This is a genomic window from Undibacterium sp. YM2 (genome assembly GCF_009937975.1).
Classification (GTDB): Bacteria; Pseudomonadota; Gammaproteobacteria; order Burkholderiales; family Burkholderiaceae_D; genus Undibacterium.
Genome location: NZ_AP018441.1, coordinates 3,143,006 through 3,157,956 on the forward strand (window position 1 = coordinate 3,143,006; position 14,951 = coordinate 3,157,956).

Genomic DNA, 14,951 nt, shown 5'->3' on the forward strand with positions numbered 1-14,951 from the left:
TTTGTGATGTTTGCCGTCTTTGCTGTATTCACATTCACTACATTACCTGCTTATTCTGCATCAAAAACCATACTCGTGCTCGGCGACAGTTTATCAGCCGAATATGGCCTGGCACGCGGCAAAGGCTGGGTAACACTACTGGAACAAGGATTGCAGCAAAAAAAAATACCTGCCACAGTCATCAACGCCAGCATCAGTGGTGACACCACCAGTGGCGGCAAAGCCAGGTTAGGCACTCTGCTAGAAAAGCATCATCCAGATGTCGTTATCATCGAGCTTGGTGGAAATGATGCCCTGCGTGGTCTATCACTTAAGGCCTCTGAAGATAATTTCAAGGCCATGATAGAAATGGTGAAGGCGCAGCATAGTAAAGTTTTGTTGGCAGGAATGAGGATACCGCCCAATTATGGGCCAGATTATTCTGAACGCTTCTTTTCCATGTATGGAAAACTCGCGAAAGCCAACAAGATTGCCTTAGTCCCATTTCTGCTGGAAGGCATAGCAGAAAAAGAAAGCCTGTTCCAGCCTGACCGCATCCACCCGATTGCAGAAGCACACCCGGCCATACTCAATAATGTCTGGCCGCATTTGCTGCCATTGCTCGGCAAATGACACCATGAAATATCCCGAACTACTGGATTTTCCAGAGGTATTCCAGCAAAGGTCAAAGTTTGACACCATTATCGACGTCCGCAGCCCGGCTGAGTTTGCCGAAGACCATATTACTGGTGCCATCAATTGTCCGGTACTCAACAATGAAGAGCGCATAGTTGTTGGCACCATGTACAAGCAAGTCGGTTCATTTGAAGCCAAGCGCCTGGGTGCGGCCCTGGTAGCCAAAAACATAGGTCATCACATAGAAAACCTGTTCCAGGACAAACCACGCGACTGGAAACCATTGATTTATTGCTGGCGCGGTGGCAACCGCAGTGGCTCCATGGCGCATATCTTTGCAAAAATCGGCTGGCCAGTGACACAACTGAATGGGGGTTACAAGGCCTACCGACAGTTTGTAAATCAAAGCATCAGCACTATGCCCGCTCAATTCAAGTGGCAAGTTTTATGCGGTCCGACCGGTAGCGGTAAAAGCCGTTGTCTGCACACCCTCACCAGGCTGGGTGCACAAGTACTGGATCTGGAACAACTGGCCAATCATCGCGGCTCAGTGTTGGGTGACATCCCTGGACAAGCACAAGCTTCGCAGAAAAAATTCGAGAGCCTGATTTTTGAGCAGCTACAACGATTTGATCAGCAAAAAATGATTTTCGTTGAAGCAGAAAGCAAGAAAATTGGCAGACTCAGGGTGCCGGAGAGCCTTATGCATGCCATGCGCGCCTCGTCCTGCGTGCAACTTTGCCTGCCCATGGAAAAACGTGTAGGGCTATTGGTGGAAGAATATGCGCACTTCATACGCAATGCAGAAAGCCTGGGGCAACAACTGGACTTTCTGACCCCTTTGCATGGCAAGGAAAAAATTTCCCGCTGGAGGCAAATGGCAGAATGTGGCAAACTCACTGAGCTGGCCAAAGAACTGCTGGAACAACATTATGACCCTGCCTATAGCAAGTCAATTGCAAGAAACTTTGCGGGATATGCTAACGCAAGGCGCGTAGTTCAAAACGATATAAACGAATCAGATTTTCTTGAATCTGCACACCAGATATTGCCTCTGGCAAACCCAGGCATGAATGGCGTTTAAGCATAGCCGCAGGTTCAGCCATCAACGTCATCGACAATTCTTTGCCCTTCATCTTCCAGGCCATCGAATTGGCGGTGATTGACTGCCCACCAGAATACCGCTCCTATGGCGAACACCAGCACCAGACTCAATGGTATCAGCAAATAAAGTATATCCATAATTTCCTGTGTCAGTCTTTTTATCAGTCCTGCATCAGATACACGGGTTGCGGCAATAAATAAAGACGCAGCGCATTTAACACAACGATCAGCGAACTCAGCGACATACCCAGGGCTGCATGCCAGGGTTCAAGCCAGCCGCACATGGCCGCCGGTATGGCCAACAGATTATAAAACACAGCCCAGGCAAGATTTTCCCGTATCAGTCTATAAGACTTGGCAGCCACCATCATGCCAAAATCCAGGTCCAGCAGACGATTCGACATCAGCAATACATCACTGCGTGATTGGGAAATAGGTGCGCCCTGTCCCATTGCCACCGACACGTCTGCCAGCGCCAGCACCGGGCCATCATTCATGCCATCGCCAACCATGACTACTGTAGCGCCATTGGTCTGGAGCTTTTGCACAATCTCATGTTTGCCTGAAGGGCTCAGTCCTGAGTATACATCCTGAATATCGCATTGCTCAGCAATTTTATTGACCACATCTTTCCTGTCGCCAGACAGGAGCATGATTTTCTTGCCCTTGCCTTTCAGGTTCCTGATCGCTTCTACCGCATCTTCACGCAATATGTCGTCGAGTGCAAACCAGATGAGATTACCGCGCCTGCTCGCCAGCACGCTCAGCGTGCGCCCGGTAAAGCGCTCAGGAACACAGATATCATGAGCATGTACGCCGCTGGCAAACTCCACACTACCGAGGCGATATACTTCATCTTCGAATTCAGCTTCTATGCCACCACCGGGGACTTCCCTGACGTTAACCAGGTCAACAATATCCTGAGGCACAGCATTTTGCGCAAGGTAGTCAGCTATCGCCCGGGCTACAGGATGCGCAGACTGGCAGGACAACGCCATCGCAATTGCGACGCTCCCGCCCTCTTCATCTGTATTTAGCATTTCCATGACCTGCAATTTGCCCATGGTCAATGTACCAGTTTTATCAAAGACGATATGGGTGGCATTCGCCATGGCTTGTATGGCTTTTGATTTCGCCATCAATACACCATTTTTTGCCAGAATACCGATGGCAGCCGACATGACACCCGGCGTTGCGAGGGACAAGGCGCAGGGGCAGGTCACGACAATGATGCTGATGGCTATCCACAAGGCACGGTCAGCATCTATCTGCCACCAGACTATGCCACTCACAAACGCCAGCAAAAGGATGATGATCAAAAAGCGGCTGGCATGTTTGTCAGCCAGCAAAACCAGTGGCGGTTTTTCCAGCGATGCGGATTCCATCATGCCTATCAATGCCGACAATTGCGTCGCTCCACCCACTTCTTTTGCCTGCATCACCAGAGCACCGTGAATATTCACTGAGCCCGCCAGCACATGGCTGCCCTTGGTTTTAGTGACCGGCAAAGACTCACCCGTCATCAAGGCTTCATCACAACTGCTGTCACCGCTGATCACCACGCCATCTGCAGGAATATGTTCGCCGGCAGCGACCATCAAATAATCACCTGCCTCCAAGGCAGATACATCGACAGTCTCAAGCGCCTGCTGCGGATAGGCCAGAAATCGCTGCGCCATTGCAGGTGACAATTGCGTCAAAATCCGCAATGCAGCGGTAGTGCGTTTCTGCACTTTTGATTCAATCAGGCGTGCCCCCAACAAGAGAAAAACAAACATGATGGCCGAATCAAAATACACGGCACCACCATGAAAAGTTGCCCAGATACTGGCAAAGAAAGTCAGCAGTATCCCCAGAGAAACTGGCACGTCCATACCTATGTGGCGATTTTTCAAATCGCGCCAGGCAGAAGAAAAGAAAGGCAAGGCAGAGAATCCGATCACAGGTACCGCAATGATCATGCTGGCCAGCTTGAGCAGTTTATCGACATCTGGTGTCAAGTCACCATCGACCTGAGGCACGGGCACCATGTAGGCAGGAAAGGCATACATCATCACCTGCATCATGGCAAAACCGGCGATAAACAGGCGCCACAGGGCGCGTTTGTTTTCTTTTTGCTCCAGTTCATCTGGAGACTGACTGGCAGGTAAGGCACCGTATCCAAGATCGCTGATGGCAGCGAGGATACGTTTTAACGTCAGCAAATTGCTGTCCCAGGAAATATCGGCACGATGGCTTGCAGGATTGATTTTAAAAGATGCGACCCCTCCCAGTTGCCTGATGCGAAATTCTATCAATTGCACGCAGGCAGCACAGCGCATGCCTGAGAGGTTCAATTTCTCACTGACAAGCTGCGGCTGTTGATCTGCACTATCCCGGGGTGCCACTGCCTTGCCTGAATTTGCCATAGACTTACCCGACACTGACCTGGCCGACTTTATTTTGCATATATTCATCCACCAGTTTGTTTTGCTCCACGGCACGTAAAACCGCGAGGCAACCATGGCAGCATACTGGCTGCACGCGGCCATCAAACTGAGTAGTCAATGCATTGCTTTTGCGCATTTTTTCGCCGCAATGAAAACAGTCAATCTTCTCACTTCCTTTTATGGTGAAAAGTATGGTCTCAAAAAGAGATGAAAATACAAATGCCATGATGACTGATCAAAGGAGTAGAAGGATGAAACTGCCTTGATATTACAGGAGGAAAAGCAATGATACTTGACTCAAATCAAGTATCCCAGAGGAAAATGCGCATAAAAAAACGGTAGCGTTGCACTACCGTTTCTTTTTTTACTTCATGGATGCTATGTGGCTACTATTATTGCTGCTAACTTAGCGAGGGTTCTTAGAAACCTCAGGTCCGTCGTTCAAACGGATGGGCACTTCACAAATTGTAGACTATCCACTTCATTAATAACCGGCACACAAGACACCGGAGCTCAAATTCATTCCGCCTTGGATACAAAAAATATTTTGTATATCGACCTCCTTCTTTTGAACCAGTTACGCCCCTAATATATGCCAACTCAATAACGAGTGGAAGAAAAAAATAACTATGCAAGCAGCCAACAGGATTAACAAAATCAACCAAACAAATTAGCTAATTAGCGCATGCTGGGAGTATTTCCTTTTAATAAGGTAGTTGCCGCACTGCTACCGATGGAAGCACCAAATTTCTTCAGGACACGCTCAGGCAAACCTTCTTTTTGGGTGTAATCAACAATGTTTTCTACCTTGATGATATCGCGTGCCACAGAATCCACAGAGCCAAAATCATCTGCCAATCCCATTTGTACCGCTTTGCTGCCTATCCAGAATAAGCCAGAAAACATTTCCGGCGTTTCTTTCAAACGCTGACCGCGGCCTGCACGTACGGTATCGATGAATTGCTGATGGATTTCATTGAGCATGGTTTGTGAAAACGCTTTTTGCTTTTCTGTCTGTGGTGAAAACGGGTCCATGAAACCCTTGTTTTCACCTGCCGTCATGAGACGGCGCTCAACACCCAACTTGTCCATCAGACCGGTAAAGCCAAAGCCATCCATGAGCACGCCTATAGAACCAACCACGCTGGCTTTATTCACGAAAATCTTATCTGCAGCCACGGCAATGTAATAGCCGCCTGAGGCACAAATCTCATCTACCACGACATACAGTTTTTTCTCTGGATATTCTTTGCGCAACCTGCCCATTTCATCATTGATCATGCCAGCCTGCACGGGGCTGCCGCCGGGGCTATTGATGCGAATAACGACTGCCACCGAGCCCGGATCAGCAAATGCCCGGTTCAGAGCTGGTATTACGGCGTGCGCACTGCCCGAGCCTTCGGACTCTATGGTGCCATCTATTTCTATCAGCGCGGTGTGATGCCCGAGATTTTCCATTTCGGTACTTGCATAATCGCTGAAATAGTAGAACGCGAAAATAATCACCGATAAAAATGCAAACCTGAAAAAGATACTCCAACGTCGGCGCAGGCGCTGCTCACGCAAGGAATCTGTCGCCAGCTTCTCCAACAACTGACGCTCCCAGCCCGCTTCTTTCTTTTCGCTTTCAACCGCTGGCGAATTCGATAATTGCTCGTCCATGTTTTTTCCAGAAATCAGGCAATGACAGCTTGTATATAATCATCGGGATGCCAGTAAATCTGCCCTTCTTCTTCACTGACATGAATTTTTCGCAGGCGACCACCGCGACAAGGGCCGCCAGTACAATAGCCAGTATCTGGCTGGTAAATCGCGCCATGGGTTGCGCACATGATATATAGGCCGCTGGACTCCAGGAATTCGCCCGGATTCCAGTCCAGCTCCACTGGCACATGGGCGCAGCGGTTCAAATAGCCATGTACTGCACCATCATAGCGAATCACAAAACCCACAGCATCGTCACTGCCCGCAGTGACAGGAAAGCGCACGCCCTTGCCGCCTTCTATCAGTTCATCTGACTTACATACAGAAATTGCCGTCATCTCTACCTCTAATCTGCCTTTTGTGTTTCAGGCATTTTCACGCAACCATTCATGCAACTGCGCCACATCTTTTGCCGAAAACAGAGGCTGCATGTTTTTCAGGGCCAATACGTCGTGTGCACCATACTCAACAGCAATCGCGGCAGCACCGGCATTGTTGGCCATCTGCAAGTCATGGGTGGTGTCACCTATCATGACAGTGCGGCGCATATCCTGCCCCAGTTCGCGCGTCAATTCCTGCAACATGGCGGGATGCGGCTTGGAAAATGTCTCATCGGAACAACGGGTTGCATCAAATATTGAGGTCAGTTTGGCGGTGTGCAAAGCGCGACTCAGGCCAACCCTGCTGGCACCGGTTGCCACCGCGAGGAAATAACCTTCCTGCGCTAATTCAGCCAGCATTTCCCTGACGCCTTTAAATAAAGGCAATTCATGATCTCTGGTCAGAAAATGGTGACGGAACCGCTCTATCACTCTTGGATACAGTTTGGGATCTATGCCCGGCATGGCGACCTGTATTGCTTCAGGCAAGGCCAATCCAATGACATACGATGCAATATCTTCTTTTGGGACAGGCAAACCAAGGTCTTTCGCTGCGGACTGCATACACTTGACGATGGCAGCGGTGCTGTCCATCAAGGTTCCGTCCCAGTCAAATACAATTAAATCGAATTGCTTTTTTGCCATATATTCAATAAACGCGCATGCATCAGCATGCGCGACATGTTTCTCATCAATAACGGCATCATACCATTACTAAACCATTAAGACTTTTCCTGACAAGGCTACTAAGCCAGGCTTTTCAGAAAATCTTCGCATTCTTTGGGCAAGCCTGCATTCACCGTCACGGTCTTGCCGGTTTCGGGATGAACAAAGCTGATCTGATGGGCATGCAGGAACATGCGTTTCAGAGCACCACGCCCTTCACCAGCCTTCAGCAAAGCACGATTCAGTGCAAAGTCACCATATTTATCATCGCCGGCAATAGCAAAACCACTGGCTGACAAATGAACGCGAATTTGATGGGTGCGCCCGGTTTTCAGTTCGGCTTCGAGCAAGGCAAAATCGCGATATTTTTTTTGCAAAGTAAATACCGTATGCGAAGCCATGCCATCGGCCTGCACCCGCACGCGGCGCTCACCTTCGGCTGTTGTGTATTTATGCAAAGCCAGTTTGACATGCTGGCGGGTATTCTTCCAGTCACCATGCACCAGGGTCAGGTAACGCTTGTCAGTAACACCATCACGCATTTGCTCATGCAAATTTGTCAATGCACTACGTTTTTTGGCCAGCAAGAGTATGCCCGAGGTTTCCCTGTCCAGCCTGTGCACCAACTCAAGAAACTTGGCATCCGCCCTCGATGCGCGCAATTGTTCAATCACGCCATAACTAACACCAGAGCCACCGTGTACCGCCACTCCTGCCGGTTTATTAATAATCAATAAATAATTATCTTCAAAGAGGATAGGGAATTCGTGTTTGGGTACGACCTGCTCGCTGACCTCTGCCATGCGGATTGGCGGCACTCGGACCACATCCCCCTCCACCAAACGGTATAACTGGTCTATGCGACCTTTGTTGACACGCACTTCACCAGAGCGCAAAACACGGTAAACGTGACTTTTTGGCACGCCTTTACAGATGCGCAGCAAGAAATTATCGATGCGCTGCCCAGCCTCTTCTTCCGAGATCGTGAGCATCTGAACTTTGGGTTGGGAGGCCGAAGGCTGCTGAGGGGAAGGCTTTTCCATCTGAATTTGATGTGCTCCCCTATTATTTGTCGCTAAGTCCTTCATTTTGAATATATAATCATTTTCGCTTCAGCATTTAACGCTGTAAGCAGTGTAAGAGGAATAAACGCCTATTTTACACAGGGGCATGTCCATAAGCCTCGCCTGTTTGCAAATTTGATGGAAAAGATGTGTATGCAGCGTCATTTACAGGTCAAGGTAACCGCCAATTGTTGTTATCGGGCTTAGATAAGTGAAGTTGGATCAGAGAGTTTGAATTGTAAGGATATTAGTCTGGCAAGAGGCGCTGGTTTACATATTAAATCAGTGAGCTTGCCAGTTGATGATTGAGGTAATAGGGTCGATTCCGCCAGACACAACACAATAAGATGGTCTGGCACCAAAGTTGCTCATCGCCTGGCGTTGTACTTGCTTGTTCACCAATAAGCAGGTCAGACAACGCGGGGGACATGTGCACTCGAACTTGATTTGTCTTGATTATCCGCGCCCAACGCAAAACAGATGGCCATATTGCCATAACATCAGTTCTACTTGGCTTTTCATGGCCATATAGACTCCGCCCTGTTTTGTCTCAGGCATTTCCCTCCCCCTCAAACACTCCGCTCCCGCGTACATCCCGTATCAGTACAGTTGCCCCTTCAATGGATGGCAACACAAGATGACCACCAGGTCACGGAGTAAAAACATGAAACGTATGCTGTTCAATGCGACGCAGCAAGAAGAGTTGCGCGTTGCCATTGTCAATGGGCAAAAGCTCATTGACATAGATATCGAAACTGCCGGCCGCGAACTGCGCAAATCGAATATCTACAAAGGCGTGATCACTCGTATCGAGCCTTCCCTTGAAGCCTGTTTCGTCAACTACGGCGAAGAACGTCACGGTTTCCTCCCCTTCAAAGAAGTCGCCCGCACCTACTTTAAAGAAGGTGTAGACGTACGCAATGCTTCCATTAAAGAAGCGCTGCGCGAAGGCCAGGAAATCATGGTCCAGGTCGAAAAAGAAGAACGTGGCAACAAGGGCGCTGCCCTGACCTCGTTCATTTCCCTGGCAGGCCGCTACCTGGTTTTGATGCCTAACAACCCGCGTGGTGGTGGTGTTTCCCGCCGCGTCGAAGGTGAAGACCGTCAGGAATTGCGCGAAACCATGGACAAACTGGACTTGCCTGGCGGCATGTCTGTGATTGCCCGCACTGCAGGCATAGGCCGCAATGTCGATGAATTGCAATGGGACTTGAATTACCTGATGCAACTCTGGCGTGCGATTGAAGGCGCAGGCAAATCCTCCCCAGGTGCTTTCCTGATTTATCAGGAATCTTCGCTGGTGATCCGCGCCATCCGCGACTATTTCCAGCCTGATATTGGTGAAATCCTCATCGATACCGATGAAATTTACGAACAGGCCCAGCAGTTCATGAGCCACGTGATGCCAGATATGGTGCATCGCGTAAAACGTTATAGCGATGATGTGCCGCTGTTCTCACGTTTCCAGATCGAACACCAGATCGAAACTGCCTATTCCCGTACCGTACCATTGCCTTCCGGTGGCGCGATCGTAATCGATCACACTGAAGCTTTGGTGTCAGTTGACGTTAACTCGGCCCGCTCCACCCGTGGTGGCGATATCGAAACGACGGCTTTCAATACCAATCTGGAAGCCGCTGAAGAAGTAGCCCGTCAATTGCGCCTGCGTGACTTGGGTGGTTTGATCGTGATCGATTTTATCGACATGGAAAACGCCAAGAACCAGCGCGAAGTTGAAACCCGCCTAAAAGATGCCCTGCGCTATGACCGCGCACGTGTGCAAATGGGCAAGATTTCCCGCTTTGGCCTGATGGAATTGTCACGCCAGCGCCTGCGCCCTTCCCTGTCCGAAGGCAGCCATGTGACTTGCCCACGTTGCAACGGCACTGGCCATATCCGCGACACCGAGTCCTCTGCCCTGCAAGTCCTGCGCATCATCCAGGAAGAGGCCATGAAGGAAAACTCAGCAGCAATCCACGTCCAGGTACCTGTCGATGTTGCCGCTTTCCTGCTGAATGAAAAACGTGGTGAGATCCTGAAGATAGAAACGCGCCACCGCGTGACTGTGATCCTGATCCCGAACAAACATCTGGAAACCCCACATTACAAGCTGGATCGCCTGAAAACAGATGATCCACGCCTCGAAGACCACCACGCCAGCTATGCCATGGCTGAGCAGGCCGATACCGACATTGGCTACAGCAAACGTCAGAAAGAAGACGTCAAGCCACGTCAGGAAGCCGTCGTCAAGAGCATTACGCCTGAAACAGCACCTATCGTTGAACGCAAGGAAGTTGCCCCAGTGGTCGTTGCACCAGTTGCAGCCCCGGCGGAACCTGGCTTCTTCGTCAAGTTGTTTGGTTTCCTGTTTGGCAAGTCTGAGCCAGCCAAAGTAGAAGCACCAAAACCAGCAGAAGAAAAAACTGCCGAACGTGACCGCAATGGCCGCGGACCGCGCAATGGAAATAGTAATAGCCAGCGTAACCGCAATCGCCGCAACCGTGACCGTGATGAGCGCGAAGACCGCCCGGCAAAGGCTGAGAAGCCAGAGCAGGAAGCAGTCAAACCGGTAGCCGCGGAAAATCCACGTCCGCCAAAAGCACCTAAGCCACCGCGTGAAGAGCGGGAATCCCAGGAAACTCGCCGCGAACGCCAGCAACGTCAACGCGACGAGCGCAAGGAAAACCAGGCTCAGGAAAGCAAGGAAGAACCTATCCACAAGCATGTAGATCCAGTACCAGTTGATGTCATGCCAGCAGCTCCACAGCTGGAAGCACTGGAATCTGGTGCAGAAAACGACAATAGCGAGCAAGGCGAAGAGCGTCGTCGCCGTCGTCGTCGTGGTGGCCGCAACCGCAACCGCCGCGACCGCGATGGTAACGAGCAAGTCAATGAGCAAGGCGAATTGCCGATTGACGGCAGCGAAATAGTCGATGCCAATACAGGCGGCGATGTCGCTACACTGAGCTCAGTGGTCGCTCCCGCAGTTGCGACACCAGCAGCGCCTGACAACGCGGCAAACCATGTTGCTGAAGTCAGCCAGCCTGCGACCTTTACTGAAGCAGTAAGCACAGCGGCACCTGAGCCAACTCCAGCGACCAACGCCCCAGCCCATGTGGCTAAGGCTGCGGCTGATGCAGTAGTGGCACCTGCTGTCGCAGCAACCGTAGCTGCTGCGGCACCACAGGAAGCCATCAGCACACCAGCAGTTGTTGCAGCTCCTGAAGCTCCCGTAATGGCTGCTCCAGCAGAAGCAAGCCCGGTGGCGGCTCCTGCAGTTGAGGCTACAACAACAGTCAGCGCAACTGAACCAGTTCCAGTTACTGAGGCAATCATCTCTGCTCCGGCAGAAGTTATTCCTCAAGTTGCTGCAGTTGAAGTAGCACCGGTTCAGGTAGTTACAGCGCCGGTAATCAGCACGCCAGCAGCAAAACCACAGGATGCGACCATGCCTTTGGAATCCCTGCATAGCATGCTGAAAGACGCCGGATTGGTATTGGCCAGCACCGACCCAGTGAAACTGCAGGCCGCCAAAGCGGAAGCAGAAAAACTGGTGGCACCGGTACGCGTTCCCCGCGAGCGTAAACCATTGCCAGTTGTTGCTGATGAGCCATTGGTGATGGTGGAAACACGTCGCTCTTGATGTGAGCACATGATCCCCCGGACAGTCTTCTGCACGGGCTCAAGAAAAAACCGGCTTTCTTTCTGATTGCCGGTTTTTTTGTGTGCATCAACATATAAACAGCGGTCCACTGGCAACATATTTATCAGTTAATCAGTGAAATATAGAAAGCATAAACTTTGCCTGCTCATGAAGTCGCCCTGAAAACTGCATTCCTGTACTGGCTCAAGCTGGGATTCATCAGTTTTGGCGGACCAGCGGGGCAAATTGCGCTAATGCATGCAGAACTTGTGGAAAAGCGTCGCTGGATATCCGAAGCACGTTTTTTACATGCCTTGAATTACTGCATGCTCTTACCCGGGCCTGAGGCGACGCAACTTGCCATTTACATAGGCTGGCTCATGCACAAGACCAGGGGTGGCATCATGGCTGGCCTGCTATTTGTCTTGCCCGGACTTCTGATATTAACCCTGCTGTCCTGGATATACATGGCTGCAGGTGACAATACTGCAGTTCAAGCAATCATGAGCGGCATCAAACCTGCGGTAGTCGCGATTGTTCTGGCTGCGGCCTGGCGCATCGCGCAACGCACCCTGAAGAGCAGTGTATTGATTGCGGTCGCCATGGCCGCCTTTGTTGCAATCGCCTTGTTACATCTCCCCTTCCCTCTCGTGATCGTGGCAGCCGCATGTATCGGCCTGATATTTCGCAAACACTGCAATCCCGTAAAATCACCCTCAGATCACACCACACATCAGCATCTGCCCGCCATCATTGATGACAACACGCCCACACCCGTGCACGCCCGCTTTTCCTGGTTAAAACTCTTCATCACCTTAAGCCTGGGGATGCTGCTAGCTATCGCAGTGTGGCTGTTGCTGGCATTCAGTTTTGGCCTGCCCCACCCCTTGACTGATATGGCCAGTTTTTTTACCAAGGCAGCCATGCTCAGTTTTGGCGGTGCCTATGCGGTACTACCGTATATGGTGCAGGCAGCAGTTGAGCAATATCACTGGTTGAGCACCGCACAAATGATGGATGGCCTGGCTCTGGGTGAGACCACACCAGGCCCCTTGATCATGATCGTGGCTTTTGTCGGTTTTATTGGCGGCTGGAACCAGGCATTTTTAGGAGGAGATCATCTATTATTGGCGGCGAGCCTGGCAGCTGGCGTTGCCTGTTTTTTTACTTTCCTGCCTTCTTTTATTTTCATTCTGGCAGGTGGCCCACTGGTTGAATCCAGCCGGAATAATTTACATTTGAATGCGCCTCTAAATGCCATTTCAGCAGCAGTAGTTGGCGTCATAGCCAGCCTGGCCTGGTTATTTGCCAGCCATGTCTTTTTCAAAGATGCGGCAAGCCTGGATATACAAGCCATCATACTCACTGCCCTTGCCAGTATTGCAGTTTTCAAATTCAAGCTATCAACTGTCAAACTGCTGGCCGCCTGTTCCTGCGCGGGATATATCTTGTTTTTGTTGGCTTAAATTTAATAAAATTCCGCGCGGTCACATGAGATTCCAAGTCGTGCTATTGTTCTTTATTAAGTACAAAATTTACCTGCGCCAGCCATGACGGAAAAATTTATTCCGCTATCAGCACTAACACGCTTCCGCCCTGCATTGTCTGTTCCAGAAGTATTAACAACACCCGATGGTCAATTGCAGGATGCCTTGTCACGCCCCTTGCATGACCTGCGCATTTCCGTCACAGACCGCTGCAATTTCCGCTGTGTTTACTGCATGCCCAAAGAGGTCTTTGATAAAGACTACCAATACCTGCCTCATAAATCCCTGCTGAGTTTTGAAGAAATTACCCGTGTCGCCAGCATATTTGTTGCACACGGCGTCAGGAAAATACGCCTGACCGGTGGCGAACCCTTATTGCGCAAACATCTGGAACGCCTCATAGAAATGCTGGCCAGGCTACGCACTGTCGATGACAAGCCGCTTGATCTGACACTGACAACCAATGGCTCATTGCTGGCACGCAAGGCACAAAGCCTGAAAGATGCAGGTCTGACGCGGGTGACCGTGTCACTGGACGCATTGGACAATGCCATTTTCCAGCGCATGAATGACGTCGATTTTTCCGTTAATGAAGTGCTGGAAGGCATAGCCGCAGCAGAAGCCGCCGGTCTGGGACCTGTGAAGGTCAATATGGTCGTCAAGGCAGGCTTGAATGACCATGAAATCGTGCCCATGGCCCGCTATTTCAGAGACACGCCACATATCCTCAGGTTCATAGAGTATATGGACGTAGGAGCATCCAACGGCTGGAAACTCGATGAAGTCATCCCTTCCTCGCAAGTCGTGCAACGCATACAGGATGCCGGTATGCCCTTGCTTGCCCTGGATGCCAACTATGCAGGTGAAACAGCCACACGCTGGCGTCATGCAAAAAGTCAGGATGGTCAGGGGGAACTGGGATTCATTTCCAGCGTAACCGGGGCTTTTTGCCGCGACTGCAGCAGGGCCAGGCTCTCAACTGAAGGCAAGCTTTACACCTGCCTGTTTGCCAGCCACGGACATGATTTGCGCAGCCTGTTGCGCGATCCTCAGCAACTCCCGGACCTGGCAATTGCGAATGTCATTGCCCATATCTGGCAACAACGCACTGACCGCTACTCCGAATTGCGCAGCCAGAATACTGCTGGCCAACAACGAAAGAAGATAGAAATGTCTTACATAGGCGGCTGATAACAGTATCATAAGTACTTTAGATGCCAGCATGTCGATTTTCGTGTCAAATTCTAGCCTCCCCCTGGACAGAAAACTCATCACCGGCCTGGTACTGGCAGGTGGCCGCGGCACGCGCATGGGTGAAGTAGATAAAGGCCTGCAATGCCTGCACGACAAACCCATGGCCGCGCATGTCACTCAAAGACTGGCCGCACAAACGGCAACTGTCATGATCAGTGCCAACCAGAATCCTGACATTTATAAGGAATTTGGTTTCCCAGTCCATGCTGATTATATGCAAGGTTTTGCTGGTCCACTGGCAGGAATACAGACTGGCCTGCTACATTGCACAACACCCTATTTGCTTTGCGCCCCCTGCGATTCGCCATTTTTGCCAGCCGATCTGGCTGAACGCCTGTCGTCTGCATTGCTACAGCACAATGCAGACCTCGCCGTAGCCACGACTTTGGAAAACCACGACGGTATTCTGCAAAAACAAATTCATCCTGTTTTTGCGCTCATGAAAACCAGTGTACTGCCCAGATTGACAGCTTATCTTGAGAATGGCGGACGCAAAATGCAGGCCTGGCATGCCTGCCTGCGAATAAGCGAAGTCTTGTTTGAAGACAAGGCAGCATTCAGGAATATCAATACACTGGAAGAATTACGGGAACTTGAAAACTGAT

Annotated in this window: 13 protein-coding genes; 6 read left to right on the forward strand and 7 right to left on the reverse strand. The window is 50.6% G+C overall.

Annotated features, from left to right (window positions below):
- The first annotated feature begins 6 nt into the window (after window positions 1-6).
- Both UNDYM_RS14215 and mnmH read left to right on the forward strand, forming a co-directional pair.
- Entirely contained in the window at window positions 7-612 is a 606-nt protein-coding gene (locus UNDYM_RS14215) for an arylesterase (RefSeq protein ID WP_370529485.1), read from the forward strand.
- Between the two features lie 4 nt (window positions 613-616).
- Window positions 617-1,699 carry a tRNA 2-selenouridine(34) synthase MnmH gene (mnmH, locus tag UNDYM_RS14220; protein ID WP_162041623.1) on the forward strand — a complete coding sequence of 361 codons (1,083 nt, stop codon included), beginning with the start codon at window positions 617-619 and terminating at the stop codon, window positions 1,697-1,699.
- A gap of 14 nt (window positions 1,700-1,713) precedes the next feature.
- Here mnmH and ccoS read toward each other — a convergent pair whose 3' ends face one another.
- The 7 genes from ccoS to UNDYM_RS14255 all read right to left on the reverse strand — a co-directional run bounded on the left by ccoS (window position 1,714) and on the right by UNDYM_RS14255 (window position 7,986).
- A complete protein-coding gene (ccoS, locus tag UNDYM_RS14225) occupies window positions 1,714-1,857 on the reverse strand; it encodes a cbb3-type cytochrome oxidase assembly protein CcoS (RefSeq protein WP_162041624.1) in 144 nt (47 codons plus the stop codon).
- A 23-nt stretch (window positions 1,858-1,880) separates the two neighbouring features.
- On the reverse strand, window positions 1,881-4,127 hold the full coding sequence (locus UNDYM_RS14230; protein WP_162041625.1) for a cation-translocating P-type ATPase: 2,247 nt from the start codon (window positions 4,125-4,127) through the stop codon (window positions 1,881-1,883).
- Window positions 4,128-4,131: 4 nt separating this feature from the next.
- The gene (locus tag UNDYM_RS31090; RefSeq protein ID WP_162059171.1) at window positions 4,132-4,374 is read right to left on the reverse strand and encodes a heavy metal translocating P-type ATPase metal-binding domain-containing protein; all 243 of its coding nucleotides are present in this window, start codon (window positions 4,372-4,374) and stop codon (window positions 4,132-4,134) included.
- A 452-nt stretch (window positions 4,375-4,826) separates the two neighbouring features.
- Window positions 4,827-5,810: a S49 family peptidase gene (locus tag UNDYM_RS14240; RefSeq protein WP_162041627.1), complete on the reverse strand. Its 984-nt coding sequence runs from the start codon at window positions 5,808-5,810 to the stop codon at window positions 4,827-4,829.
- 14 nt (window positions 5,811-5,824) lie between these two features.
- Window positions 5,825-6,190, reverse strand: coding sequence for a Rieske (2Fe-2S) protein (locus UNDYM_RS14245; protein WP_162041628.1), 366 nt, complete (start codon window positions 6,188-6,190; stop codon window positions 5,825-5,827).
- Window positions 6,191-6,217: 27 nt separating this feature from the next.
- On the reverse strand, window positions 6,218-6,877 hold the full coding sequence (locus UNDYM_RS14250) for an HAD-IIIA family hydrolase (RefSeq protein ID WP_162041629.1): 660 nt from the start codon (window positions 6,875-6,877) through the stop codon (window positions 6,218-6,220).
- A 101-nt stretch (window positions 6,878-6,978) separates the two neighbouring features.
- On the reverse strand, window positions 6,979-7,986 hold the full coding sequence (locus UNDYM_RS14255) for an RluA family pseudouridine synthase (protein WP_162041630.1): 1,008 nt from the start codon (window positions 7,984-7,986) through the stop codon (window positions 6,979-6,981).
- 640 nt (window positions 7,987-8,626) lie between these two features.
- Here UNDYM_RS14255 and UNDYM_RS14260 point away from each other — a divergent pair.
- The 4 genes from UNDYM_RS14260 to mobA all read left to right on the forward strand — a co-directional run bounded on the left by UNDYM_RS14260 (window position 8,627) and on the right by mobA (window position 14,950).
- Window positions 8,627-11,605 carry an Rne/Rng family ribonuclease gene (locus UNDYM_RS14260; RefSeq protein WP_162041631.1) on the forward strand — a complete coding sequence of 993 codons (2,979 nt, stop codon included), beginning with the start codon at window positions 8,627-8,629 and terminating at the stop codon, window positions 11,603-11,605.
- 158 nt (window positions 11,606-11,763) lie between these two features.
- Window positions 11,764-13,071: a chromate efflux transporter gene (gene chrA / locus UNDYM_RS14265; protein WP_162041632.1), complete on the forward strand. Its 1,308-nt coding sequence runs from the start codon at window positions 11,764-11,766 to the stop codon at window positions 13,069-13,071.
- A gap of 84 nt (window positions 13,072-13,155) precedes the next feature.
- Window positions 13,156-14,283: a GTP 3',8-cyclase MoaA gene (gene moaA, locus UNDYM_RS14270; protein ID WP_162041633.1), complete on the forward strand. Its 1,128-nt coding sequence runs from the start codon at window positions 13,156-13,158 to the stop codon at window positions 14,281-14,283.
- A 31-nt stretch (window positions 14,284-14,314) separates the two neighbouring features.
- Entirely contained in the window at window positions 14,315-14,950 is a 636-nt protein-coding gene (gene mobA, locus UNDYM_RS14275) for a molybdenum cofactor guanylyltransferase MobA (protein WP_162041634.1), read from the forward strand.
- The last annotated feature ends 1 nt before the right edge of the window (window position 14,951 follow it).

What these genes read in the sequence shown, in the direction of transcription:
- UNDYM_RS14215 (WP_370529485.1), top strand. Translation starts at nt 7, where the DNA reads ATGTTTGCCGTCTTTGCTGTATTCACATTCACTACATTACCTGCTTAT.
- mnmH (WP_162041623.1), top strand. Translation starts at nt 617, where the DNA reads ATGAAATATCCCGAACTACTGGATTTTCCAGAGGTATTCCAGCAAAGG.
- ccoS (WP_162041624.1), bottom strand. Translation starts at nt 1,857, where the DNA reads ATGGATATACTTTATTTGCTGATACCATTGAGTCTGGTGCTGGTGTTC.
- UNDYM_RS14230 (WP_162041625.1), bottom strand. Translation starts at nt 4,127, where the DNA reads ATGGCAAATTCAGGCAAGGCAGTGGCACCCCGGGATAGTGCAGATCAA.
- UNDYM_RS31090 (WP_162059171.1), bottom strand. Translation starts at nt 4,374, where the DNA reads ATGGCATTTGTATTTTCATCTCTTTTTGAGACCATACTTTTCACCATA.
- UNDYM_RS14240 (WP_162041627.1), bottom strand. Translation starts at nt 5,810, where the DNA reads ATGGACGAGCAATTATCGAATTCGCCAGCGGTTGAAAGCGAAAAGAAA.
- UNDYM_RS14245 (WP_162041628.1), bottom strand. Translation starts at nt 6,190, where the DNA reads ATGACGGCAATTTCTGTATGTAAGTCAGATGAACTGATAGAAGGCGGC.
- UNDYM_RS14250 (WP_162041629.1), bottom strand. Translation starts at nt 6,877, where the DNA reads ATGGCAAAAAAGCAATTCGATTTAATTGTATTTGACTGGGACGGAACC.
- UNDYM_RS14255 (WP_162041630.1), bottom strand. Translation starts at nt 7,986, where the DNA reads ATGAAGGACTTAGCGACAAATAATAGGGGAGCACATCAAATTCAGATG.
- UNDYM_RS14260 (WP_162041631.1), top strand. Translation starts at nt 8,627, where the DNA reads ATGAAACGTATGCTGTTCAATGCGACGCAGCAAGAAGAGTTGCGCGTT.
- moaA (WP_162041633.1), top strand. Translation starts at nt 13,156, where the DNA reads ATGACGGAAAAATTTATTCCGCTATCAGCACTAACACGCTTCCGCCCT.
- mobA (WP_162041634.1), top strand. Translation starts at nt 14,315, where the DNA reads ATGTCGATTTTCGTGTCAAATTCTAGCCTCCCCCTGGACAGAAAACTC.